This is a genomic window from Glaciecola siphonariae, assembly GCF_042652645.1.
GTDB lineage: Bacteria > Pseudomonadota > Gammaproteobacteria > Enterobacterales > Alteromonadaceae > Glaciecola > Glaciecola siphonariae.
The window spans coordinates 1,449,646-1,475,173 of the sequence record NZ_JBHSGU010000002.1 but is presented as its reverse complement, the minus strand read 5'-3'; the positions used below and the strand labels follow the sequence as shown (position 1 = coordinate 1,475,173).

Annotated in this window: 23 protein-coding genes; 17 read left to right on the top strand and 6 right to left on the bottom strand. The window is 45.0% G+C overall.

Going from position 1 to position 25,528, the window contains the following annotated elements:
* Nucleotides 1-9 precede the first annotated feature (9 nt).
* The 4 genes from rfbA to rfbB all read left to right on the top strand — a co-directional run bounded on the left by rfbA (nucleotide 10) and on the right by rfbB (nucleotide 3,510).
* Complete coding sequence (rfbA, locus tag ACFO4O_RS07915) at nucleotides 10-888, top strand: glucose-1-phosphate thymidylyltransferase RfbA (RefSeq protein ID WP_382407185.1); 879 nt, start codon at nucleotides 10-12, stop codon at nucleotides 886-888.
* Nucleotides 889-1,434 (top strand): dTDP-4-dehydrorhamnose 3,5-epimerase, encoded by a 546-nt coding sequence (rfbC, locus tag ACFO4O_RS07910; RefSeq protein WP_382407183.1) that lies wholly within the window; start codon nucleotides 889-891, stop codon nucleotides 1,432-1,434.
* A gap of 130 nt (nucleotides 1,435-1,564) precedes the next feature.
* Complete coding sequence (gene rfbD / locus ACFO4O_RS07905; RefSeq protein ID WP_382407181.1) at nucleotides 1,565-2,431, top strand: dTDP-4-dehydrorhamnose reductase; 867 nt, start codon at nucleotides 1,565-1,567, stop codon at nucleotides 2,429-2,431.
* Between the two features lie 2 nt (nucleotides 2,432-2,433).
* Nucleotides 2,434-3,510, top strand: a complete 1,077-nt coding sequence (gene rfbB / locus ACFO4O_RS07900; RefSeq protein ID WP_382407179.1) for a dTDP-glucose 4,6-dehydratase — start codon at nucleotides 2,434-2,436, stop codon at nucleotides 3,508-3,510.
* A gap of 15 nt (nucleotides 3,511-3,525) precedes the next feature.
* On the opposite strand, the gene ACFO4O_RS07895 is transcribed toward rfbB, so the two are convergent.
* From ACFO4O_RS07895 to ACFO4O_RS07875, 5 genes are read right to left on the bottom strand one after another with little or no spacing between them, the layout of a single operon-like run.
* Complete coding sequence (locus ACFO4O_RS07895) at nucleotides 3,526-4,074, bottom strand: hypothetical protein (protein ID WP_382407177.1); 549 nt, start codon at nucleotides 4,072-4,074, stop codon at nucleotides 3,526-3,528.
* Between the two features lie 4 nt (nucleotides 4,075-4,078).
* Nucleotides 4,079-6,247, bottom strand: a complete 2,169-nt coding sequence (locus tag ACFO4O_RS07890; RefSeq protein ID WP_382407175.1) for a type II and III secretion system protein — start codon at nucleotides 6,245-6,247, stop codon at nucleotides 4,079-4,081.
* 26 nt (nucleotides 6,248-6,273) lie between these two features.
* Complete coding sequence (locus ACFO4O_RS07885; protein WP_382407173.1) at nucleotides 6,274-6,762, bottom strand: hypothetical protein; 489 nt, start codon at nucleotides 6,760-6,762, stop codon at nucleotides 6,274-6,276.
* Nucleotides 6,762-7,346, bottom strand: coding sequence for a hypothetical protein (locus ACFO4O_RS07880; RefSeq protein ID WP_382407171.1), 585 nt, complete (start codon nucleotides 7,344-7,346; stop codon nucleotides 6,762-6,764). Before ACFO4O_RS07880 ends, ACFO4O_RS07885 begins: the two co-directional genes overlap by 1 nt.
* Nucleotides 7,343-8,290, bottom strand: coding sequence for a hypothetical protein (locus tag ACFO4O_RS07875; RefSeq protein WP_382407169.1), 948 nt, complete (start codon nucleotides 8,288-8,290; stop codon nucleotides 7,343-7,345). Before ACFO4O_RS07875 ends, ACFO4O_RS07880 begins: the two co-directional genes overlap by 4 nt.
* Before the next feature lie 150 nt (nucleotides 8,291-8,440).
* Here ACFO4O_RS07875 and ACFO4O_RS07870 point away from each other — a divergent pair, with 150 nt between their 5' ends.
* From ACFO4O_RS07870 to ACFO4O_RS07825, 10 genes are all read left to right on the top strand, one after another.
* Nucleotides 8,441-10,132 carry a GspE/PulE family protein gene (locus ACFO4O_RS07870; RefSeq protein WP_382407167.1) on the top strand — a complete coding sequence of 564 codons (1,692 nt, stop codon included), beginning with the start codon at nucleotides 8,441-8,443 and terminating at the stop codon, nucleotides 10,130-10,132.
* Nucleotides 10,129-11,319, top strand: coding sequence for a type II secretion system F family protein (locus ACFO4O_RS07865; RefSeq protein ID WP_382407165.1), 1,191 nt, complete (start codon nucleotides 10,129-10,131; stop codon nucleotides 11,317-11,319). The genes ACFO4O_RS07870 and ACFO4O_RS07865 overlap by 4 nt, the downstream gene beginning before the upstream one ends.
* Nucleotides 11,320-11,334: 15 nt before the next feature.
* Nucleotides 11,335-11,754, top strand: coding sequence for a type II secretion system major pseudopilin GspG (gspG, locus tag ACFO4O_RS07860; protein WP_382407163.1), 420 nt, complete (start codon nucleotides 11,335-11,337; stop codon nucleotides 11,752-11,754).
* Nucleotides 11,723-12,202, top strand: a complete 480-nt coding sequence (locus ACFO4O_RS07855; protein ID WP_382407161.1) for a prepilin-type N-terminal cleavage/methylation domain-containing protein — start codon at nucleotides 11,723-11,725, stop codon at nucleotides 12,200-12,202. The genes gspG and ACFO4O_RS07855 overlap by 32 nt, the downstream gene beginning before the upstream one ends.
* Nucleotides 12,202-12,702, top strand: coding sequence for a PulJ/GspJ family protein (locus ACFO4O_RS07850; RefSeq protein WP_382407159.1), 501 nt, complete (start codon nucleotides 12,202-12,204; stop codon nucleotides 12,700-12,702). The genes ACFO4O_RS07855 and ACFO4O_RS07850 overlap by 1 nt, the downstream gene beginning before the upstream one ends.
* Nucleotides 12,699-13,301, top strand: a complete 603-nt coding sequence (locus tag ACFO4O_RS07845; RefSeq protein WP_382407157.1) for a prepilin-type N-terminal cleavage/methylation domain-containing protein — start codon at nucleotides 12,699-12,701, stop codon at nucleotides 13,299-13,301. The genes ACFO4O_RS07850 and ACFO4O_RS07845 overlap by 4 nt, the downstream gene beginning before the upstream one ends.
* The gene (locus ACFO4O_RS07840) at nucleotides 13,301-14,461 is read left to right on the top strand and encodes a hypothetical protein (protein WP_382407155.1); all 1,161 of its coding nucleotides are present in this window, start codon (nucleotides 13,301-13,303) and stop codon (nucleotides 14,459-14,461) included. The genes ACFO4O_RS07845 and ACFO4O_RS07840 overlap by 1 nt, the downstream gene beginning before the upstream one ends.
* A gap of 426 nt (nucleotides 14,462-14,887) precedes the next feature.
* Nucleotides 14,888-16,213 carry a hypothetical protein gene (locus tag ACFO4O_RS07835; RefSeq protein ID WP_382407153.1) on the top strand — a complete coding sequence of 442 codons (1,326 nt, stop codon included), beginning with the start codon at nucleotides 14,888-14,890 and terminating at the stop codon, nucleotides 16,211-16,213.
* A 315-nt stretch (nucleotides 16,214-16,528) separates the two neighbouring features.
* On the top strand, nucleotides 16,529-17,377 hold the full coding sequence (locus ACFO4O_RS07830; RefSeq protein ID WP_382407151.1) for a sulfotransferase domain-containing protein: 849 nt from the start codon (nucleotides 16,529-16,531) through the stop codon (nucleotides 17,375-17,377).
* 17 nt (nucleotides 17,378-17,394) lie between these two features.
* Entirely contained in the window at nucleotides 17,395-20,376 is a 2,982-nt protein-coding gene (locus ACFO4O_RS07825; RefSeq protein ID WP_382407149.1) for a hypothetical protein, read from the top strand.
* 149 nt (nucleotides 20,377-20,525) lie between these two features.
* On the opposite strand, the gene ACFO4O_RS07820 is transcribed toward ACFO4O_RS07825, so the two are convergent.
* A complete protein-coding gene (locus ACFO4O_RS07820; protein ID WP_382407147.1) occupies nucleotides 20,526-21,278 on the bottom strand; it encodes a sulfotransferase family protein in 753 nt (250 codons plus the stop codon).
* Nucleotides 21,279-21,311: 33 nt separating this feature from the next.
* On the opposite strand from ACFO4O_RS07820, the gene ACFO4O_RS07815 reads away from it, so the two are divergent.
* From ACFO4O_RS07815 to ACFO4O_RS07805, 3 genes are all read left to right on the top strand, one after another.
* Entirely contained in the window at nucleotides 21,312-22,346 is a 1,035-nt protein-coding gene (locus tag ACFO4O_RS07815; RefSeq protein ID WP_382407145.1) for a glycosyltransferase, read from the top strand.
* A gap of 78 nt (nucleotides 22,347-22,424) precedes the next feature.
* The gene (locus tag ACFO4O_RS07810) at nucleotides 22,425-23,510 is read left to right on the top strand and encodes an HAD family hydrolase (RefSeq protein ID WP_382407143.1); all 1,086 of its coding nucleotides are present in this window, start codon (nucleotides 22,425-22,427) and stop codon (nucleotides 23,508-23,510) included.
* Nucleotides 23,511-23,518: 8 nt separating this feature from the next.
* Nucleotides 23,519-25,528 (top strand): rhamnan synthesis F family protein, encoded by a 2,010-nt coding sequence (locus tag ACFO4O_RS07805; RefSeq protein ID WP_382407141.1) that lies wholly within the window; start codon nucleotides 23,519-23,521, stop codon nucleotides 25,526-25,528.

Below are 25,528 nucleotides of genomic sequence, written 5' to 3'. Positions count from 1 at the left end.
GAAACGGAAATGAGAAAGGGAATCATTTTAGCAGGTGGCTCTGGCACACGCTTACACCCTCTTACGCAAGTGGTGAGCAAACAATTGATGCCGGTTTACGATAAGCCGATGATTTACTATCCACTGTCGACCCTGATGCTGGCTAATATTCGCGATATTTTGATTATATCGACCCCTGACGAACTCCCTCGTTTTCAAGCCTTGCTTGGTGATGGCAGTGCATGGGGCTTAAATTTAAGCTACGCTGAGCAACCGTCACCAGATGGTTTGGCGCAGGCCTTTCTCATTGGTGAGCAGTTCATCGCCAACGATTCATGTACATTAGTTCTTGGCGACAATTTATTTTACGGCCACGATTTACAGCTTTCTCTGGCTAATACCAGTAAGCAAACCGAAGGCGCAACTGTATTTGGCTACCATGTCACCGACCCAGAACGCTATGGCGTAGTTGATTTTGACGACGATTGGCGCGCGCTTTCCATTGAAGAAAAACCCCTCAAGCCAAAGTCTAATTACGCAGTTACCGGCCTTTATTTTTATGATAATCAGGTGGTTGATTACGCAAAACAAATCAAACCTTCAAAGCGTGGTGAACTTGAAATCACAGACTTAAATACGATGTATTTAGAGCAAGGCAAGCTTAGCGTTGAGCTAATGGGACGCGGCTCTGCATGGCTAGATACCGGTACTATAGACAGCCTGCTTGATGCAGCAAACTTCATTGCCAATATTGAAAAACGCCAAGGCCTAAAAATATGTTGTCCTGAAGAAATAGCCTATCGCAAGGGGTTTATAGATGCACAAACGCTAGAGCAACATGCGAAGAAGTTATTAAAAAGTGGCTATGGCAATTATTTGCATAAGATATTAGAAGAGAAAATTAAATAAATGGAAGTAATAAGCTCACCCATCGCCGATGTAAAAATTATCCAGCCAAAGGTCTTTGGAGACGAACGTGGCTTTTTTATGGAAACCTTTCGGGTAGATTGGTTCAAAGAGCATTGTGCGGATGTCGAATTCGTTCAAGACAACCATAGTAAGTCTGCTCACGGTATACTGCGAGGTTTGCATTATCAACTGGAGCAAACACAAGGGAAATTGGTTCGCGTTACCTCCGGTGCTGTTTATGACGTTGCTGTTGATATGCGCAAAAGCAGTAAAACCTTTGGAACGTGGTTTGGTGTAGAGCTTTCGGCACAAAATGCACGCCAGTTATGGGTGCCTGCTGGATTTGCACATGGCTTTTACGTGATAAGTGACAGCGCCGAATTTGTTTACAAGTGCACCGATTATTATCATCCAGCGTCAGAAGTGTCGCTCGCCTTTGATGATCCAACGCTAAAAATTGACTGGCCCTTTGCGGGTGAAGCACCTATTACTTCATCAAAAGATGCCCAGGGGTATGCGCTTGCTGACGCTCCCGTTTTTGATTAAGCGCTTATTTGATAAGCCGCAATCATGATAGTAGAAAGCGAAGTCAGCAGTCAGCAATCAACGAACAACAAATAACAAGAAGCAAACAAAGCGGAGCATTTAATTGTTCGGCATGCTCAACAGGACAAATATGATTCTTGTAATTGGAAAATCTGGACAGCTCGCTTGCGCTCTTGCAGCCTTAAACAATGCTGAGCAGGCAATCACATGTTTTGGCCGTGAGCAAGTTGATGTGTTTGACACCCACGACATAGCGCGCGTGTTCGCCGAGTGCAAACCAGATGCAGTAATCAATGCATCTGCGTATACGGCTGTTGACCAGGCCGAGAGCGACTACGATGATGCTCTTGCCATGAACGCGCATGCGGTTGAAAATATCGCGAAGGAGTGCGCGAAACAAAATATCCATTTTGTGCACGTATCGACCGACTATGTTTTTGCCGGTGATAAAGGCAGTCCGTATTTGCCAGAAGATCAGATTGCACCGCTTAATGCGTACGGACGGACTAAGGCTGCAGGTGAACAAATCATCAACGTGCGCTATTTGCATAACAGCTGTATTATTCGCACTAGTTGGGTCTATTCTGCAAGTGGCAAAAACTTTGTTAAAACGATGCTGATGTTGATGGCATCAAAGCCGGCATTGACCGTGATTGATGAGCAGATTGGCTCGCCCACATCTGCCGCAAGCTTGGCAAAAGCATGTTTATTAGCGGCGCAAAATAAAATAACCGGTACGCATCATTGCACCGACGAAGGCGTTGCTAGCTGGTATGATTTTGCAGTAAACATACAGCAGCAAGCATTGGCGCTTGGCATGCTCAGCAAAAGCGTGCCCATTGAGCCGGTGAGCGCGGCAGCTTTTGTGACCCCTGCAAAGCGTCCCTTCTATAGCGTAATGAGCAAGGCGTCCTTAAAAAGCGCGTTACCGACTCTTTGTTTACCGCATTGGCAAGATGCCTTGCGTGAAGTTTTACAACAAATTCAAAAAGGTTAATCATGGCAAAACATTTATTGGTTACAGGCGGAGCGGGTTTTATTGGCGCAAACTTTGTTCATTATTGGTGTGAGACCTATCCTCAAGATAAGGTGCTTGTATTAGACGCGTTAACTTACGCAGGAAATTTGTCATCTTTGAACGCGCTGAACGATAATCCGCAGTTTAGCTTCGTTAAAGGCGATATTGTTGACACCGAATTAGTTGCATCCTTGCTTGAACAGCACAACATCGATACGATTGTGCACTTTGCAGCTGAATCCCATGTTGACCGCTCAATTACAGGCCCGGATGCCTTTATTGAAACTAATATTCTGGGCACATACTCATTGCTTAAAGCTGCTAAAAGAGTTTGGTTGGACGATACGCAATCAGCTAAAGAAAAATATGCCGAGCATCGATTTCATCATGTTAGCACCGATGAGGTTTATGGCACACTTGAGCCTGATGACCCAGCCTTCACAGAAGAAACTGCATACGCCCCTAACTCGCCTTACTCTGCAAGTAAGGCAGCGAGCGACCATCTAGTTCGGGCTTATCACCACACTTATGGTTTAAACGTAACCACAAGTAATTGCTCAAATAATTACGGTCCGTACCATTTTCCTGAAAAGCTCATTCCTTTGGTTATCACCAATATTCTGCACGACCAAGCACTGCCCATTTATGGAGATGGTCAACAAATACGAGATTGGCTATACGTAGAAGACCACGCTAGGGGCATAGATCTTGTGCTCAAAAAAGGACGCTTGGGTGAGAATTACAATATTGGTGGACACAACGAGTGGGCCAACATTGATATTGTTAACTTAGTGTGCGAATTAGTGAATGCTGCCTTTGCGAATAATCCAGCATTGAAAGAGCGTTTTCCATTGGCTACACAAGCGGCAGTTAATAATGCGCAGTCTCTAATAACTTATGTAAAAGACCGAGCAGGTCACGACCGTCGCTACGCCATTGATGCTACTAAATCAACGGAGGAGCTGGCTTATATACCTAAAGAGTCGTTTCAAACGGGTATCGAAAAAACCATTAATTGGTATCTAGATAACCAACAGTGGTGGATGCCCTTACGCTAATTTTTACTGCGCGGGCTATTGCTGACTCGATGGTTGAATAGACACGCTATCGCTCGGCGGCTTTATTACCTGTATTCTGCTGCCTTTTAGCGGTGTACCGTCCTCATTCAGCGTTTCTACGACGTTAAAAGACTGTATGACCTTAGGTGAGGTAGTACTCAGGCCAGATACTTCATAGCCGTGCTCCAAGTGCATTATCCAGTTGATTTCGCCGGTAAAAACTAATGTTTTAACAGGAAATGTTACCGTAAGCTCATCAAGCGCTCGCTCAGTGCCAGACTCTACCTGCACGTCTTTGAATACGCCCGTAATTTTTGGCTTTCCGCTGCACTCAATCTCCAGTAATGCAGCTTTACTGTCTTGCCTTATTAACTCAGCTTCAATGTCTTGCACCAAAAACGCCGGAAAGTCTGTGCCGCGACCTAATAAATCGATGGTTGGCAGTAATTCATCACCGCATTTAAAGCTTGGTAAGTCTACTTTGGTAGTGTGCTCGTGCGCACCGGCAGCGGCTGAGCCAATTAACAAGCCTGATACGACGAGGCTTAACAATGCTTGTTTCATATCTTTATTCAATCTCCAAAAATTGTAGTCTGCTCTGTTGCAGTTCATCGGTAAGTGATTCCGCTTCATCGGGAGATGACAGTATATAGGGTATAATCATGACCATAAGTTCCGTGCGATCCTGATTATTACTGTTTGTTCTAAATAAATTACCAATGAGGGGTAACTTTCCTAAGATGGGCACGCCGCGCTGGCCCTCTGAGGTAGTTGATGAAATTAAGCCGCCAATTAATACAGAACCCCCATCGCGCAATGTTACGGTTGTCTCCAGGCTGCGATTTAAAATGGTGGGGTTGCCTTCTCCGCCGTTGTCTGCCGCTTCACTCAGCTCTTGTTTAATGTCGATATCGACAAAGCCAGAGGCATGAACGGTTGGTTTAATATCTAGTATGACGCCCGTTTTACGATAGCCATTGGTTGCTATGATTGGCGCGTCGCCATCTGTAACCGCCTGTGCTTGCGAGGTTACAATGGGGATCTCGTTGCCGACATCAATAGACGCCTCGCCGCCGCTTTTTACCATGATGCGAGGACGAGAACGTATATTGGCTCGTCGGTTTTCATAAAACGCGTTAATAACGGCTCTGGTTTGCCCTGCGCTATTTACTAAGCCCAGTCCTAGTCCGGTTCCTTCAATACCCAAACGTCCTAATGTTCCAAAGCTTAGGCCAAAATCCCCAAGGCTTGAATTGGCGAGCCATTCTACGCCAGTTTCTTCGTTGTCGTTTAGCTGAACCTCTACTAAAATCACCTCTACCATGACTGATGGCGCTGGTTTGTCGAGGCGTTTAATGATAGGTAATATTTGCAGCCACTGTTTGCCGCTGCCGCTAAATAAAATGGTATTTAAAGACTCATCTACCGTAAATCTGCCTAATAGCTCGTCGTTGTTATTACCGTTATTATTCCGGTTATTTCCTAGATTGTTTTGTTGACGACTACTTGTGTTGTCACTATTGCCAATATTGTCTTGGTTCGAGGGAGTATTTTGAATGCCGACAGCGTTAGCTACACCGAGGTTATTAAGAATGCTCACAATGTGCGAGGCAAGCGTGCTCTGCACACCGTAACTGAACAAGCCTTGTTCGATTTCGCTCTGTTCTTTCACCTCAATTTTTTCAACCCAGTTGAGTACGTGGTTGGCTATTTCTTTACTTTTGGCAAACAAAATAACCTGACCTGAGCTTTCAAGCGGCAGCAGTCTAATAGCTGAACCCGTAGACACTGTAGTGCCTTGCCTTACCGAGAAACCCTCACTCGCCAGAATACTCTCTAGGTTAGCCGCCAGCTGTCTTGCGGTGGAAACAGAAGGCGTGATGACACGGCTGTGCATTTCAATCATCGACGGACGGTCAAACAGTTGAATGGCCGCAATCGCTTGCTCAATCTTTGCTTTACTGCCAATCAGAATAAGTGAATTGCTAAAAGAGTCCTCATTAACTTCGAGCTCATTTCGTTTAAACAACTGAGTAAGATAGCTGCGCACATTAGGCGTTGAAAGCGCCTGTAAAGGATAGACGTAAAACAATGGACGATTGGTGGGCGGCACATCGGGCAGCGCTCTACCACTAATCAATAAAGGCGTATCACCCGCTGATGCCTCAGGTGAAAAGCCAAAGGTTAGAATATCATCTTGCAAAGCAGTCGACACGCCATAAGACTGCAGAGTCTGCGTGGCAACTTTATATAGCGCCTGCTCACTGAGTGGGTTGGCTAAGCGCATTGTTACAAGGTCGTTGGCCTGTTTGACTTGAGGCTGCACGATAAAACTCAGCCCCAATTGATTGCCAAATACCTCGTTAATGAATACGCCCACCGGCATATTATTAAAGGCCAAACGCTCTATCTTTTTAGTGTTCGATAACGACGGCATGACCGTGTCAGACGCAACATTTGCCTGCTGACTTATGCTTAAACTGGGCCCGGATGATACCTGATACGCAGGTTCAGAGTTTTCGCTGCTGGCAACACCCTCAAGCTGGTTGTTGGCAGCTTCACTACGCTCAATTTGTGCACGCAGGGGCTTGCTAAAGGTTTCTTGATCGTTTTTTGAAAGCTGATAAGCAGGGCCCCGCATATTTGCGCAACTTGCAATAAAAATACATAGGCTTAGCACACTTACCCGTGTGCAAAACTGCAAACCCGGACGCTTAAAATTAGATAATGTTCTCATGCTCAGTACAGTGCTCAATTTGGTGCTCAATTTTCTGCGGTTGAAGGAGTAAACAAATGCATAGTAAGGATTTCTTCACTGCTTTGGTTAACCCACGTAATGTAGGTTGTGTTTATGCTTTGCAAACGCCACTGTTGGTCAAATGTCTGTCCTACCTTGAATCGTTTTGCCTTTGGCTGCGAGGCGCCCGATTCGGTATCTTGTATGGTCAGCACAATCGCGCTCGCTTCTTGTTCGATAAAAATACCCACAAGCGACGCTTGTTCAATGCCCGATTTTTTTATTGAGGCATCAGGCGTGTTCGCATCAGTGTCTTCTTGCGGCGCAGGTGCTGGCGGTGCAAATTGCGCAAAAGCGGCAATCTTTTCGACCCACTGCTGCTGCTGACTGCTCTGCACCGACGGTATCACGGTATTTGTTTTGGACTGCTGCGGTACGGTTTCATAGCCATGCCATAAGCCTAGTCCCAAACTTATGAATAACACTACCAGTATAAATGTCCAGACTCTAATCATTACAACTTTTCACCACTAAAAATAACATCTACCACTAAGGCGATGGTGTTAGACGTACGCGGCGAATAATTCATTGTTTGCACCAGCACTTGGTGTCGATTATTTTCAAGTATCTGCAAGAATTGAACAAAGTTTTCAGTAGGCAAGCGACCGCTTATTTCAAGGCGTACTTTGTAGAAGGTGTGGCCGCTGATCACTTTTTCTTCACTGCCCAATAAATTCAAGCGAGAGCGCACAAGAAGCTTAGCTAGACTGGCTTCAACCGTGGCTAGCGCGCTAGCCTCCGCAATATTAGCGGCGCTTGCTTTAGGTAAGGCGTTTAGCGTTTCGTTGTGCAGGTCTTCCCATTGTGAAATTGTCTGTGCATCAATATCCGCCTCGAAGGTCGCGAGTAGTTTTGAATACAGCTGGGCCTGCTGCGAAAGTGCGCGTTTGTTTTCATCTAAGCTGTCGTAACTTAGTTTGGCTACATACACAAAAACCAGAAGCAAAATCAACAGCAGCATCCACTGCAAGCGCACGTTACTATGCAAAGACTGCATTGACTCTGATTGCTTTAGTTGCTCTTGTAGCTTTGCAATCATTGAAACGCTACCTCTAGCACCCATGTATCTTCGTTGCCCTGAGGACGAATGTTGGCGCGCAGTATTTGTTCGTTGTTTTCGGCCTCAGCAATAATAGAGGTAATGTCTATGGCATTGCCCTGAATATCTAAATTCAAGCTGTTGTTTTGCCACAGTATGCTTTGTACGGTTATTCGCTGACTGCTAGGCAGTAAGGTAAAGGCGATGGCAATAGCTTCGGGTAAAAATGCGTTTTCGCGCTGCAAGCCAGTGATGTGATTAACCCGATTTACATAAGCAGTAAGGGTGCTTTGCTCATTTAATTTAGGGCCGACCAGCTCAGATAGTTCGTCACTTTTTGCACTCAGCAGAGCGGTTTGGCTTGATGTCATTAACGCGCTACCTGCAATAAATAGCATCGTTACCACAAATAAAACGCTGCTTACACCCGCCCAAAACAACGGCGTTTTTGCATGGCTGGCAAGCTTTCTCTCGCTCGCCCAACCATAATGTTGTGTGGGGATGTCCACGGCATCTTGCGTTTGTTGTTGACTTGGGTGCTGAAGCTCAAAACAACTTATGAGAATGTTGTCTTGCCAAGTTTGCAGGTAATGGTAGCGTTCGCCTTTAACAACATGCCGACCATTGCTCATCGCGCTCTGCGCTGCAGTCTCAGGAATACCGTTTAGAGGAGAAGGGCTAAACCACACATGCAGGCCTTGTGCGCTGCGATGCATGTAGTGATAAGAAGTGGGAAAAGGAGCGAGCACTTCTGCTTGCAGTTGACACCACTGCTTGAGCTCATCTGTACTCAGGTTTTTTGGATAGCGCTGATAAAAGTAATGGGTCAATGTCTCGTTATCAACTTCAGACTGAACCGGCCATACTGCGCGGTCAATAGCGTCGAGCCAGCGCGCGCCGGTGCTAGCGAAAGTTGAAAATGCTGATGAACTCAATGTGCTCAAATTACGTGCCCAAATACAATCGTGTTTAATTTATCAAAGACAATGGTGTAATATACATTAATTCTCGTAAATTATTAATATTCCATTGCTTATTTGATATAAAGTTGGTGTGAAAGTTGGCCCTGTGGGCACATAAGGATAAAAATTAAGGTGATTCATCCACTTCAAACCGACCTAAGCTCGATGACCGGTGAGCTTATTGATGCTTATGTAAAACACTTGTCGTTAACACAGGCGCAGATTAACGATTTAGAGCAAACAGTAAACTCACTCGCCATTAATCCTACTAAAGCGTGCGTGCGCTTGGCCTTATGCAGCGAAGAAAAGGCCCTAGAAATACTCGCCAAAACACTTGGCTGGGAATTAATAGATAAAGAGCTGCTTTGTCCAGATGCTTTGAGCTTGATTCAAAGCTTGCAGCAGCTAAATTTAAGTGTTGAGTGGGCCATCAAACAACAGACCTTTGTTGAGCTTTCAGCCAATCAAACCCGCATTTATTTAAGTCAATATGACAATTTATTCGCTCTGTCGGTGTTACTGAGTAACACCCCTGAAACGCAAAGCATTCAGCTGTGTTTATTAAGCTCCGCTATGAGCACGAATTTGGTAGATGAGCTGGAGCGAGAGGTTTCGGTTAACCAATTATTCAGCAGTAAAAATGTCAATGCAGCGGCCTTGGCAGAAGAGGCGCCAGTGATCAACTTGGTGAACTCAGTGATTGAAAAAGCGATTATTGCAGAGGCCTCTGATATCCATATTGAAGCAGGCAATACCAATATGCATATTCGCTTTCGGGTAGACGGTAAAATGCATACGTTCATGCAGCAACCAATGGCTCGATTCCCAGCTATTTCGTCGCGTATAAAACTGATTTCAGACCTAGATATTGCCGAAAGGCGACTGCCTCAAGACGGTCGCTTTACCACCAACGGCAATGGCCAGCTTTTTGATGTGAGGGTGTCAAGTGCGCCCGACGTAAACGGCGAATCCATTGTGATGCGTTTGCTGCCAAAAAAACGCGACGAACTTTCGCTAAAAAACCTGGGTTTTGAGGCGGATCATTTAGAGATGATCACAAAATGGGGAAAGCTGACTAACGGCATTGTGCTAGTAACAGGTCCAACGGGCTCAGGTAAATCAACCACCTTATATGGCTTGCTCGCTGAAATAAAAACAGGCACTGAAAAAATCGTGACGGTAGAAGACCCCGTCGAATATCAGTTAGAGGGCATTACCCAAGTTCAGGCAAAAGCAGACATTGGTTATACTTTTGCCAAAGCGCTGAGAACCTTTTTACGACAAGATCCAGACGTGATTATGGTGGGTGAGATTCGTGATAAAGAAACTGCTGATATTGCCGTGCAGTCCTCACTTACAGGACATTTGGTATTATCAACCTTGCATACCAATGATGCCTGTTCGGTATTTCCGCGCTTGTCTGATATGGGCGTAGAGCCTTACTTAATTGCTGCAACGATTCAGGGTGTGCAAGCCCAACGTTTGGTTCGACGCTTGTGTCAAAGCTGCGCTCAGCCGAGTGCGGCGCCAACATTTATGGATGTTAGCAGATTTGAACAGCAACAGTGGAAGCAGTCGGTCGGCTGCGATAAATGTCATGGACGCGGGTATAAAGGCCGCTTGGGTATTTATGAGCTTGTGCCGGTAAGTCCAAAGCTGAGAGAACTCATATCGCGGCAGGCACCATTAAGTGAGTTACGTCAATGTGCCGCCGATGACGGTGCTCGAGATTTGTTAAAAGATGGCCTGCTCAAAGCATCTAAGGGCCTAACCAGTGTGGAAGAAGTGCTGCGTGTTTGCAGTAACTCAGAAGGCGCAGAGTGAAATTCAAATACGTAGGTGTAGACAAAGTATCAGGACAGAAAACGCAGGGCGAGATGCTTGCGTTTTCTAAACTGGAGGTGCATCGAAAGTTATCTGAGCAGCGTATCGAGGTAATATCGATAAACGATGCGAGCGTGTCTACGTTCAAACGTCGCAAGGTAAAAAGCGCTGATTTAGTGGTGCCCTTACGAGAACTGGCAACGCTGTTGAGCTCAGGCGTAACATTGATAGAAGCGATTTATGCGCTTGCAAAAAACGATGAACACCCAAACTTAGGTGAAGGATTTGCCTTAATTGCGCAAAAAATTGAGGGTGGTCTCAGCTTTTCAAAGGCCGTAGAAGAATCGAGTCTGCCTTTTGCTCAGTATGTTGCGCAGCTAATCAAAGCCGGTGAGCTTAGCGGTAAACTTGCTCTTTCGTTAGAGAAAACTGCCACGCAAATGGAGTATGAGCAACAAATTAAGTCGGATTTAAAAGCGGCACTGACATACCCCATGATTCTTATATTGTCCGGTTTGGCGGCCATGCTCATTATCTTTTTTGCCGTTGTACCGCAGTTTAGTTATTTGCTCGACAACGGCAATGATCTTCCGGCCTTAGCGTACTTTGTGCTATCCACAGGAAAGCTGGTAAACGATTCGCCTTTGCTCGTATTAGGGACATTGATAGGATGCGTATTTTTTATTGTGCTGGTATTTGCTAATCCAAATGTGCGCACTTGGCTGCTCGATAAAGCCCTGCACCTGCCGGTGGTAGGGCCGTGGTTGAATGAGCAAGATGCGGCAAAGTGGGCCTCGCTTACCGCATCTATGTTGATTGCAAAAGTGAACTTATCTGCCGCGCTTTTGTTATCGGCAAACAGTTCTGGATTCACGCAGCGTAGAGCCAGAGCGCAGCTCATGGTAAAAGATATTGAAGATGGCATGACGTTTCATGAGGCAATGACGCGTGCGAACTTATTGCCACCTACGTCCTTAAATTTGATTGCGGTTGGCGATAAAACGGGGCAACTGGCTGAGATGCTTTCTGCGGTTGCAAATTTGCACGACCAGTCTTACAAGCGAAAGATGAAGCAGGTACTTACACTAATGGAACCTATTGCCATTTTAGTGGTAGGTATTATGTTAGGTATAATGATTTTAGGTATAGTGATGGCGATAACCGCCTCCACTGACATTCCAATTTGAGGACATGCGAATTTTATGATGTATAACACAAACCGCGGTTTTACCATTATTGAGCTTTTGGTTGTGCTGGTTATTTTAGGCTTGTTGGGTGGCTTAGTGGCGCCTCAATTTATTGGCAAAGTAGACGATTCGCGCATTCGCACGGCCGAGACCCAGGTGAAAATGCTTAAAATGTCCTTGCAAACCTATCGCTTGGACGTTGGCAGTTATCCAGAATCTTTAGATGCGCTAAGCAGCGAGCCGAATAACTCAAACGGCATGTGGTCAGGCCCATACTTAGATGAAGAAATGCCAAAAGACCCTTGGAACCGTCCTTACGAATATCGCCTAGATGCAAAAGCGCCGCAAGGTTTCTACCTTTATAGCTTAGGTGCTGACGGACAGGCCGGTGGAGAAGATGATAATGCAGACATCGGTTACGTGCCGGCTCTTTAATCAGGGCTTTATGAGTCAAGGCTCGGGTGTACAAGGCACTGCCAAAAAAAGCGCTGCCAAAACAGGTGTAGCAAAACAGCTCGGGTTTACCCTAATTGAGCTTTTAGTGGTTTTGGTACTTTTAGGTTTGGTATTGTCTCTCACAGTACCGAACGTTGTAAGTTGGTTAGAGGGGCGCGAGCGCTCATCTCGCATTGAAGAATTTACGGCAAAGGTGCAGCATCTCCCTTTAAAAGCGAGCACGTCTAATCAGTCAATGCTTTTGTTTGATGGCAGTGAGTTAAATTTAGACGCCGGACGCGTGAGCTTTAGTCCAGCCTTAGAAGTCTTGGCAAACGGTTATTGTAAAGGTGCATCTGCAATCTTGTACGAGAGCAACTATGAGCTTGAATTTGCCATCTCTGCGCCTTTTTGTTCGGTTAGGCTCTTAAAAAGTACGCGTGTATAATGAAGGTTCAGGCCCCATTGCATCAGCCACAGGCTAGGCCACTGCATGAGTCTTTACATGTTGCAAAAGCAGTAAAACCGAAAACCGCGCAAACTGGCTTCACCCTAATTGAGGTATTGGTTGCTTTGGTAATACTTTCGGCCACATTTGCCTCTGTGTGGGCTTGGCTGAATAGCTCATCTATTACCACCGAAAAAATCGCAACGCGCATTGAGCTACAAGAGGCCAGCGCGCAATTTTTAGACTACTTATCTACGCAGCCACTGCAAGTGCGGCCAAACGGCACATTTATCCTAAAAGACTTTGTGTTTGAGTACCGCTCGGTTATAAACAAACGCTCGGATCAGGCTAATTTTAGGCGTCAGCCTGCATTTATTGTGGGCTTATTCGATGTAAGCATCGATGTATATAAAAACGCAGAGCTTGTGAGTAAGCACACAACCTCACAAGTGCGATATTGGGACGACCCTAACTATTTTGACCCAGAGCTGTTGTTATGAATGTTGCAATATGCGCTAGGTTCACTAGAGGTTTTTCGCTTGTTGAGCTGCTTGTGGTATTGGTGATAGTAAGTGCTACCACTACTTTATTAATAAGCGGCTTTTCAATTACATGGAAAAATTTTAGCAAATTAAGTCAACGCGACTTGGTTATGAATAGTCATGCAGTGGGCGAGCGCTGGCTTCGAGAGAGCCTTGCCGACGCGGTGTTGTTTCACCCTAACGACAGTCAGTTTTATGGGAATGCCAACAGTATACAGTTTGTGAGTTTAGCCGCACCTTGGCAAAGCGCTAGCATCCCGACGCCCATGACGTGGCAAATTATCGCGAGAGAGCGTACGGCTCAACTGTCGCTGCAGTCACCTTGGATAGCCTCTCCTTTAAACGACCTTGCCAATTTGCCTGTGAATACACGTTTTGAATATCTGCGAAATGGGCAATGGGTAAGCGAATTCACCTCAAATGATGCTGAATTGCCCAGTGCCGTTCGTTTAAGCAGTAACGGTGAAATTTTGAGTTATATTGTGCTCAAACGACCCGGAAAAGCGAAAGTGCCGCCAGAAATGCTTGAGTTCGGTCAATATGAGTTTAACGGCTAATGCAGACACTTTATAAACACATATCGAGAATCGCAGCATCTGCTAAAGCGTTGTCTACGCAAACAACGCCTTGTAATACAGCACATACAAAAACAACATACCGTAAAACAACACGCCTTAAAACACCGCTGGGTACTAAAGGTCATAAGCAACAATCGGGCGCGGTGTTAATTATGGTTTTGGTCGTGCTGGTATCGCTAAGCATTGCTATATCTGTTGCTACTCGCATTATTAATGAGCGTTTAACGACCGCGCTAGACAGCAGGCAGCATATAGAAGGACTAATGCAGGCACATGCAAAAACCGCTGAGTTAACCTATTTGCTCGCAACGCAGGCGCGAACGATTGCTGGCGTGAGCCGCGGCAGCGGAAACAATACGCCACAAGAACAGGGTGCGGAACAAAATAGAAGCATTCGGCCAATTGGCGATGAAATACGTACCGATGGTTATATATATGTAGAACAAGCAAATACGCCCAATGAACTGCGTTACAGTATTCAAAACGAGGCGGGTTTATTATCGATTAATTCAGGTTCGCAGTTTTGGCTGCAGGCATATTTAGATAGTTTTGGTTTAAATCGCTTAACCCTTCAGTCCTTACTCGATACGCTTGCCGACTACGCAGACGAAAATGATATTAGGCGAGCAGCCGGTGCTGAATCGTTCTCTTACAAAAGTTCCACGACAGGCATAAACGGTTCTGGTAATAATATTAACAGTCGCGCTTTAAACAATAGCTCGATGATAGCAAGCAGCCGCTTGCCGCGGAACTATCTTTTGCAAAGCTGCGGTGAGCTCTATTTAGTGAATCAATGGAGTCAGCGCCCCGATATAATAAAGGCGATAACACCTGTGTGCAGCGTACTGCGCCGCGGGCAACTAAATATAAATGCTATGCCAAGTGCCTTGCTGAGGGTTTTGTTTCCAAAAAATGCTGACGCCATTATTGCCCAACGTGAGCAGGGCGAGTGGCTGCTAACCGAAAACGATGTCATTAATGCCATTTCCGACATTCTGAGCTACAACCCAGACTTTTACTCGGTGTTTGGCGGCAGCGAGTATCGCATTAATGTGTACAGGGCTAAAGATGAAGGGATTCTCATACAAAGGCGGGTAAAAATTGGGCAAAACAAACTGACGCCATTTGCATACAGGTAGGTCATAAATATTGACTTATTTGCACTTAAAAATAACAAAGTGGGCAATAATAGGTTATTATTACAACCGTTCTGCAGTCCGGTCCATTTTTAAAACGTATTTTTAAAGATAACAAGGTATTGCTGAGCAAAAACCGCGGGCGTGCGATAAAATGAACTAAAAAAACGCTTGCAAAGCGCGTATTTCCTGCTATAACTACTGCGAAAACATGGATGAGTTTCTTGTTAAGGAAAACAACAATCCTGTTTTACAACTCGTTTTAGTGATTTATGTCAGATAAAAGTCTGTATTCATTACTAAAAGAGTTGAATACCAGAAATTGGTGTTGTACCTTATAGGGGATGTCTGGTGCATAGTCATCCAGAATACCATGTTGGCAGTGCGCCACGACAAACTTAAAACTAATTACACTCTCAGGAGTTTTAAATGCTAAACAAAAAAATCCTTGCAACTGCTGTTGCACTAGCGTGTTCAACTAGCGCATTTGCCGCGGTTGATCTTGACGACAACGCGAACGACCAAACGGTAACGATTGCTACCGAATCATTTACTGCTACAGACATATCAATGGGTATGGTTGAAGTTACTAACGCTGGTGCATTAAATATCGAAGTTGAAACTGGTTTCACTACAGGTGCTGGTACATCTAACTTCGTTCGTTTCGACCTAGTTAACGGTTCATTCACATCTGACGCGCCAACGCTAACAAATGCTGGTTTGGTTGGTGGTGCTGGTATCATCTCTCAAGGTGGTGGCGACGGTGACTCTTTTGTTATCTTCGAAATTACTGCTGACACTGCTGACGTTGCTCGTGATGCGACTTTGGTGCTTGCTGCTGATACATACAACGTAACAGCCTCTGGTGCATCGACAGTAGGTTACGGTTTCTTCGACATCGCTGCCGACGCAATTAATCAGCGTGACGCGCTTGCAAGCGCTAGCTCACAATTCACTAACACTGTTTCTGCTGTTACAGGTGATTACACCGACGCTGGCGTTGGTGTTGCAACTGTAGCGTCTGGCTTCACTGCATTTGCCCCAGCAACTTCTGACGAGTCTGCAACTGTTGCTAACCTTGGTATGATCGTTCCTGCTCAAGTGGTTACTGCTGGTTCTATTAAGCTAGATGGTACCGATTTCACAGTGGCTGACGTTGTTCCTGCTGGCAATCAAGACATCACTTTCGCAGGTGATTTCTCGTTCGGTACTTTCACCCTTCACGCTGGTGACTGTACTGCTGCTCCAAACGCATTAACAGTTAATACTGACGAAGACGAAGCGGTAATCAATGCTGATCCCGCTACTGCCGCTTCTTGGTCTTTCTGCGTAACTGTAGACGGTACAGAAACTATCAGCAAAGGTTCTTACACAGTAACGCTTGATACTCCAGAAGTGACCAACACCATCGGTCAAATCACTTTTGACACAACTACTGTTGAAGTACCTTACTTAACTACTTTCAGCAACTACAACCAACGTTTGTACATCATCAACCGTGGTTCACGTGATGCAATTTACACTATCAGCTTCACTTCAGAAGACGGTGTAACTGCAACTGCTGGTGCTGGTGCATCTGGTACTGTACCTGCTAACGAAGTAGTTGCGCTAAGAGCAACTGACATCGTTACTTTAACTGGTAGAACGCGCACTGCTGCTACTGTAGAAATCGAAGCCGCTGGCCCAGATATCTCTGTTGCAACACAGCAAGTTAACCTTTCAGACGGTACTACTGATACTGTAGTTCTTAAGTAATATTTTTACTTACTAAAAAGCCTTCGCTAAGCGGAGGCTTTTTTTTGTCCAAAATTTAGTTGGCTTGTATGATGTTGAAGAAGGCGTATCAGATACCTATTTGAATCTGAATCTGAGTCCGACTCTGATCCTGATGCCTATGCTAGATTATCAGCGGCGAGAGCGCTGCGTGTTCATCTATGCTTGGCAGACTTAGATTTGCTAGACTTAGAGCTGTAGGCATTATGATTGCGAGTCTTCCAAAATTTATATTGCTGACTACTTTGTGACTGGTCTGTTTGTCGTTATCATTACAAAAGGTATTAACACACTAATATGGTTTTAAGCTCCGGTGGCACCATCTCCCTTATTACAGGTATTCCGCGCTCAGGCACTACCTTGTGCTGTCATATCTTAAATCAACAGCAAGACTATGTTGCGCTGCACGAGCCGTTCCGACCCGATAATTTTGAGCCAAATAAAGAGAATATTCTTGCACAGGTAAAACAAAGGGCGACCGAGGTACAAAACGCCATTATTGCTGGCTTGCCCTTTGAGCACGGTCATAAACGTGGCCTGGACATAGATAACCCCATCGGCATGGAGCAAAAAGACGGAAAGCGTCAGAGCGTTGCACAGCGTGGTGAAATAACGCTATCTTTATACAAGGGTAGGGAATTTTGCTTAGTGATTAAGCAAAATGCATTTTTTACTGCCTATCTGCAAGAGCTCACCGCGCACTTTGATGTGCTTAGTATTGTGCGCAACCCCATTGACGTACTATTGTCATGGTGGACGGTTAACTTGCCTGTATCCAGAGGGCAGCTACCTGCCGGTCAGCAACACAATGCAGCTTTAAAGTTGGCCCTGAGCCAGCAATCGAGCACCTTGGAGCGACAAATTTGCATCTATCAGTGGTTTATTCATCAGTTTGTGCAAGCAAAGACACGTATTGTTAAGTATGAGGATATTGTATCAAGCAATGGAATGGCCTTATGCGAGCATTATGGTATCAGCAGCCCAGTATTAAGCGCACGAAGCCAACCCGAACGGCAATATTCACCCGAGATACTTGAGCGATTAGAGCATGCACAAAGCAAGATATTAGCGATTGACTGTAGCGGTTTATATTCTCACGACTATTTAAGCTCTAAAATACGCTCGTACCTTTCGCAACGCGCCTAAATAAGGCGACATTCATCATGTTTTATCTTGTAACAGGTTTTCATGGAAGCGGAACATCACTGCTCGCCCAAACACTCAATGATAATGGCATCAATATGGGCTCAGAGCTCATGGGGGCAACATTCAGCAACCCCCTAGGACATGTTGAAGATATGCCTGTTGTAAGGCTGCATGATAAAATATACGGAATTAACCATACAGATTGGCGCTACACTGGCAATAATTTATTAAAACCCAAATGGCTTTCTAGCTATATCGAGACATATCTTTCAACGCGCAATCACGAGTATGACGCTCTGAATGGAGTTAAAGACCCTAGAGCGGTTGATTTTTTGCATGAGTGGCATCAAGCAGCGCACGGCGATATTCGATTCGTTTTTATATATCGTCATTGGCAGTCAGCCACTTATTCGTTGTTCAATCGTCACAGCCAACATTTGCTCAACAGTGCACTTGAGCTCAACAAGCATCGAGTTAACATGAGTTTTTGGCAGCAACCAAGGCTTGCGTATGATATGTGGCAAAGTGCAAATCAAAAGATACTTGCCTTTGTACAAGCACATCGCAATCAGTGCATACTCTTGTCGCAAGAGAGTTTTGTTAGTGGGTTGACGATCCCTCAAGCGGCTCTCATTCGCGTTAAGCTCACATCAGAGCATTTTATAAAACGCCAATTCCGGCCCGCGTTGTTATCGTCAACATTAGCACCAAGGCCTGCAAACCCTTCATCAACAAAGCCAAGCGCGCATGAGCACCTTTGTGATGCATTAAAACAAGGTGAGCTCGACGCGCTGTATCAGGCTTTAGAAGCGCATTCGGATCTACCATCGGGTATTCGCGCTACGCCTGCTCCGAGGGTCGAATTCACGCCTGAGTCTAAGCCCAAGCGCGAGCCCAAGCCCAAGCCCAAGCCCATGTCTAAGCCGGTCTCTGCGCCAGTAAAGCTTGCATCTGCAAAGCTGTCATATTGTATCGATGATTTAACATGGAAAGAACTCAGCGGTACGCTTGTGCAAATTTCTTCGACTGACCAAGGTTATTGGCATTTTGAACAGGTATTGAAAAAGCCTTTAGCGCAAGATGATGTTTGTTTTGCAAAAATGCCGCAAGTACTTATGGATATTGCAAAAGTGGCGCATCAGCATGGGGTACTGGCGGTGGCGCGTGTACTAAAAATTAGAGCCTGTATGTGCGACGCGATTGCTCGCAGCCGCTCTCCCTTTGATATGCATCAATGGACACTATTTATAGAGAAAACTGAAGGTGTGGGCGATGGTTGGCTTAGTGAACCCTTAACTCATTTGCGTAAACAAAATCCTCTTTCGCTGCGTTCGAAGGGAGAGCTGACCGCCTCAATGCGTAGCGCACTCAATCACATTCATTATAATGAGCAGACGCAGCTAATTAAACATTTACAAGGTATTGGCGATGACTTGCAGCTTGAGGCCTCATTAAGCGCCGTTTTGTTAGGCAAGCTCTCTCGGCCTGATATCAAAAGGATTGATATCACACAGACTGATATCGCAGAGACTGCAGCTAACAAGACCAACAACTCAAAAGATAGAACTAAAAGTGCTCAGCCAGGCGTGAAAGTACTCGATTGTGACGCTTATTTAGCCTTGTCTCATTTAGCCAGCTCTCGTGGTCTTTTTCATTTGTATGAATTTAGTTTGTTTCATGCCTTGAGAGCGGCGTCTCAAGATAATGCGCAGCGAGACAACATTCAAGGCATCCTAAATGCCTATTTTGATGAATACGGTATTTTGCCTTCATCTATTAACTCTGTGCCCAATCTACTGAAAAGTGCACAGAAAAGTGCTGAGAAAAATATACCGCAAACACCCTCAGACAAGGTTGAGAGCTTCGCAATCAAACATCGTTTTGCCGTGTTGCCTCATCATTTAGATTACGAAAAGCTATTGCTGATTGTCAGCCATTATGCATCTAAGTCTGAGTTCAAAAACGATAAAGGTCCAGACAGCCCTGAGCCCATAGATAGCTCTGAGCCTTTAGAATCCCCTGAGAGTCAAAACAACCTAGCGTGCATAGACACCCTAGAACGCTTAAATCGTAAATTGTGTTTTTTAGCCAAGAATAATCATACATGGTTAAAAAAGGGAATCGAAGGCTTGAGCCAGATAGCTGCGAATAACTTGCAGAGGTTGCTGAAGCGGCACTGGCGTAAGCTATGGACGATAGATATTGAAGCATATTTAGCTGACGATAATCTCGCCCTTGCGCCCAATGTGAGTATTTTTGAGCAAGCGCAGTCTTCACAGGTAGCGTCTTCACAGGTACCGTCATCACAGGTAATGGCGCGCTTATTTATACATTCGGTAGATTACGAGCAGTTATGCGTTTTTTCGCACCTGCTGAATGCAGCGCTTTCACGCTCTAGCCGCAGTCTTGACATAGTATGGGTAGTAAATAAGCAAGAATATGCACAGCTATGTGCACGTTGTGAAGAGTTTAACCATATCGAGCCGTCTTCTATCTGCTTTATTGAACACATCAGTAGCTCTGCCACTGACTATAATAATCACGCCGAAAATGTGGGCAACAATAATGAAAAAACTCGCGATGCCTTTGTTTTGTCTAAACACGTTCAACTCATATTAAGCCAACAGCGCTATCAAAATTCACAGTGGAACGGGTTTATCTCTTGCGAGTCAGTAACGACAGAGCGCCACAAACGGCGACAGCTAATGCGGTGGTACAGTCTTTTGGGCTTTGAGTTTGACATTGATGCACTTCTCAACGAGTTTGCCGAAACTAAGAGCAGTATGATCTTAGCGCCTTATTTACCTGACGATTTGGATGCTCTGCAGACTAAGCCTCTATTTTATCCTGATGGACGAAGCTTTTGGCTGCATCACAAAGCAGTTGAACAGCTCCTTAATATCCACGCACCTAACGAGCACTTGTGGAAGATAAAATTGATTCAAGCCTTGAAGACAGAGGGTAATAAAATAGCCATGATGCATAACGTATTGTCTTGAACGGTTTTTGCCCTTTATTTATTAATCCTGATACTAGATGCTGATATTAGGTGTTCATATAAGGTTATGAGTTTCAGGCACTAATAGCGGAAAATTCTATCAAGAGGGCGCGATAGGGCGCAAAAGGGCGTAAAAGGGGCGAGTATCCCTCAGTTATCTGAGATGATGTTAAGCCAGCGGGATTTACTCTCACCGTGATAGACGTAGTAGAGCCTAGCAAAGTACTTGGCGAAAAACATACCGACAGTGCTTGCCTCTTTGTCGCTTTCAAAGACTCGTTCGGGGGCTATGGTTTGCGTGTCCACATCTAAAAACGCAAAGACTTTGTTTAGCGTCGCTTGATGATGCTTCGCTAGGTCTTCTTGAAACAATACCAACACCTGCTGTCGCGGCACAATATCAAAAAGTTGCTTTAGCTGCTTTGAGTATCGACCACGACTTAAATAGCTTTGCGTGCGCAAAGGGCTTCGAAGCTGCCAGTTTCCTCGTGCGGCAATGAGCCTACTGCGCTCTGATAAAAACGCGGCGAGCGCGTTTTTAGTTTCTGCGTCTTTTTGCCTACTCATTTTATAATGACTGAGGGCACGCTCTACCGGGTCTCTTAATATAACAATGAACTTTGCTGACGGATTAAAGTTAAAGCAATGGGTTAAAAATCGTCGTTGATACCAGGTCACAGGAGTTGCATCACAGACATAGCGCTGACTTTGGTAATTGCGCATACGCTTTGCAATAGCGTCTTTGGCAAACAGCATTTTATTGGTAGATTTTAGAAATTGAGGGTTGTCAAATACGTGTGCTTCTTTCCCGTCTAATACATATATGTCTTGGTGCTGAGCAATAAAATGGGCGAGGGCTGTCGTCCCCGCTTTTTGTGCGCCTATTATATGTAAATTAACCACGTGACGGCCGTGCTTCTCATCAAAAGTTCGCTTATGTTAACATGGAGGCAGAGAATCAAAAGCTATAAATTGCAGCGCACGTTTGCTCAGCATTTACGCTCATACTCAGAGACGCCTCCACCCTTGAAAAAAATACTGTTTTCACGAGACTATACAAATTACACCGGAGGCCATCAAAAGGTCAGAGACTATATCGGGCATTTTGCGGCGCACCCTAACTTTGATGTTAGCCTGTACCTTAACAATACATCCAGCGTTATGCCCGATTTGTTTGAGAACATCGATGGGGTCACCTACCAAGCGAGCTATTCACCTGAAGGCTTTGATTATGTATTCCTAGCCGGCATGGACTGGCGGCGTTATCTTCCTTTGCAATCTAATAATGCTGAGCAAAAGCGGGATGCACCTGTTGTTATCAATCTTATTCAGCATGTTCGCCACGGCGACCCTAAACACCCGCTGCATGCTTTTATGAAACAAAAAGCACTGCGGCTTTGTGTATCAATGGCGGTGAAAGACGCGGTTGAGCCATATGCTAACGGTCCTTGCCGCTATATTCGCATGGGGCATAACATCCCAGTCATTCCGAGTAGTAAAACATACGACTTGTATATTCTCGCCAATAAGCGACCTGCATGGGGAAAAGAAATCGCCGATTGGGCAAAGGGAGAGGGTTTAAACTTCTTGCTCCATCATCGCCTTATGCCCAAAGACGAGGTACTCAAAGCAATGGCCAATGCTGATATAAGTGTGTGTTTGCCAAATCCTACCGAGGGCTTTTATTTGCCCGGTATAGAAGCGATGAACTTAAGTAATAAAGTAGTGGTGCCTGACTGCATTGCCAATCGTGAGTATAACCAAGGTTTTAGCAACTTAATTGTAAGCGCCTCATGCACTGAAGGCGTCATAGAGGCCATACAAACACAAAGACTCAGGCGTTTTGGCCCCTTAAATTATTTGCGCAAATTACGGGCGAATAAAATCGTAAAAACATATTCGTTAGCAAATGAAAGAGCGCAACTTTACTCGGTATTACAGGAGCTTAGCACTCACGAACCCCTCGTCTAAGCACATTTTGCATTTTCGCCTCGGCCGCCCTATGGTATCATCGCCACCCTAATATAACTTGGCGTGTCATCTATCAGTATGGATTGTAAAGCAATTGCCCTAAAAGATTTTGGATACCAGTTTTTAGGGCCAATGTGCTCGCATTATTTTCAATCTCTTTGTGAGCTTATTAAACAACACAATGGTGAGTCTTCAGGGCCCATTAAACTTGTGTTTTTGGCACGTGAAGGGTATTTTTTTAAACAAGCCTACGATGCATTGGTGCAACGAAACCTAGCGCCAAGCGCCGATTCGGTGTATCTGCGTGTATCACGTACCTTTCTATTTAGAATTTGTATTGGCGACCCAAAAACGTGGGATATTAGCCTTGATCATAAATATACGGGCAAACTCGAAGCCTTGCTGACTCATCGTTTTGGCTTTTCTGCTAATCAAGCGCATCGCATCTTTGAGCCAGAGGCCTTAGAAAAAGAGATTGAACTGCCCGCGCAAATAGATGAGGTCAAAACACTTTTTGCTGAGCGCTTGAGTGTTCTTAATGAATTAACCGCGGCCAGTCGTAGCGATTATATTACTTACTTGCGCGAATCGGGTATGTACGATCAAAATACCTTGCTCATGCTCGATGTGGGATATTCTGGCACCATTCAAAAGCTACTTACTATGCTGCTCGCAAAGGATACCACAGGCCTTTATTTTATGACCACACAGGCCGGTGATTACACATTTGCCAACGCTACAGCAAGTATGTCTTGCGTTTTCAAAGACCAAGTAAAAATGGGTGAAGGTTATATGATGCTCGACCGCTCATTGTTTATGGAGTCCTTGCTTACATCTCCTAACGGCCAGTTTTTAGATATTTATACGCGCCACCCCGCACTGCAGCAAACGCAAGCCGATAAATTCGAGTTTGTATATGGGCGTGAGTCTTATGTGCAAACACACTTTTTTGAGCTGCACGCGCTGCATGAGGGCATACAAGATGCAGTACTGCATCACTTTGAAAACGGCATTTCGTTCAGCATTGAAGAAATTGAGTTTTTATATGAGCAATATACTTCGCATCGGCACATGATGCCCAGCTCAGCCTACGCGCTTTTTGACGTAGATGATGCGATTTCCGGAAATGGCAATGTAAACCCAATGCAACTGTTTAGACTGTAGAGGTAAGTGTGAGTAAGTTTCGTCGTTTCTTAAAACGTTTAAAGCTAAATGATACGCCATCTACAGATGATGAGGTAATGGACTCCACCGAGCAGGCTGAGCTAGGCGATGCTGGGTCAGATGAGTCAGAACGTCCCATTCCCGAAAACTTAGTTAAGTACAAAGAACATTTCGACATCGCGGTTGAATTAGGACTTTTCGATATTCAATGGTATGAGGCTCACTATGGCACGTTTGAGTCTGATATTGCGGCCTTTGCCGACTATATTGAGAAATCAAATTTTGCGAACATAAATCCGTCGGCCCATTTTGATACTGAATCCTACCTACGACGCAATCTTGATGTATATCATGAAGAGGCGCCGCCGCTGCTACACTACATGTACTTTGGCGCTCAAGACAAACGAGCTAAATCAAACGCTCAAGTACGCTGGCATCCAAAAGATGCCCTTGTAGCCAATGAAACCGAGAATTGGAAAGAGCAGAAAGTCGCGATAGTGTTGCACATTTTTTACCAAGACAGCGTGGTTAAGTTTGCAGAATCCATTGCAACGTTGCCCTTAAACGTGGATGTATTTGTTACGGCAGCATCGGGTGAAATTGCAGAGTTGGCAACACAGACCTTTAACAGCATTGCGACAGTCGATAAGGTTCAAGTCAAACATGTACCTAATCACGGCAGAAATTTTGGGCCGTTTTTAGTTGAATTTTCTGAACAATTGCTCGATTACGACTTAATGTGTCATATGCACTCTAAAAAGTCGCTTTATTCTGGTCGTGAACAAACTCAGTGGTTTGATTACCTGCACCAATACCTCCTAAAAGACCGTCACACTGTTGCCTGTTTGTTGCGCCTTTTCAGCGAGCATGAAGACTTGGGCATGTACTACCCAACGTCTTTTTGGATGATGCCTGGCTGGGTGAACCACTGGACATGTAATCTGCCTTTTGCACAGCCTTTTATTGATCAATGGCAGCTTGATATCAACAGCGATTTTGTAAACTATCCGGTGGGCGGTATGTTCTGGGCGCGTCCTAAGGCGCTTGCGCCGCTGTTGAGTAAAACCTATGCCTATGATGATTTCCCCGGTGAGCCGCTGCCCAATGACGGGTCTTATTTGCATGCGCTTGAACGTGTGCTTGGGCTATTGGTAGAAAAACAAAACTATAAACAATTTTTTTACTATCCTACAGCCGCTAAATTTACCCTTGATAAGTCTTACATCTATATCAATTACACCAAATCTACTGAGCAGCTTTTTCATGAGGTGCAGAACTTTGAGATTGTCTCATTTGACGTGTTCGATACGCTAGTAAATCGACAGTATGTTGCGCCTGATTTTGCTAAGTATCGCTTGGGTGAATATCTCGTTGAGCAAGAAGTGGTTGCCAGCCCAGAGTTGTTTGTGAAGCTTCGAAATGATACCGAGACGCAGCTTAGAATCGCAAGAGACCATAAGGGTGACCTTGGCTTAGCAGAAATTTACGAAAGCATGGCCAAAGAGCTAGGATGCGATCCTGAGCAAACCAGTCAGTGGTGTGAGTTAGAGTTTCAATTTGACCTACAAATCATGTCGGGTAAGACAGAAATGATTCAGCTCGCTAACCGTTTATCTGATTTAGGCAGAGAGATTTGGCTGATAACCGATACATACTATAGCGAACAGCAAATATCGATGATTTTGCGCCACTGTGGTTTAGCGATTGGTTTTAGGCTATTCGTATCATCCGAATTAAAAGTGCGTAAAGATAATGCCAGCATGTGGCAGTACATACAGTCGATTATCAAAGAGAAAGAAATGACGATTGTGCATATTGGCGATAATGTTCGCTCGGACGCGCAGCTATGCGGCGATCATGGGATTACCAATGTGCATGTTCTGCATCCCAAAGACAAGTGGCTCGCGGCGGGCTTTAAGCCAAATGCGCTTACAAAGGGGATGAATGATAAGTATGAGAGTCTTAAGTGGGGTCCGCTTTTGAGTAAGTTTGGTCGCTATCCATTTTTTGGGAACTAA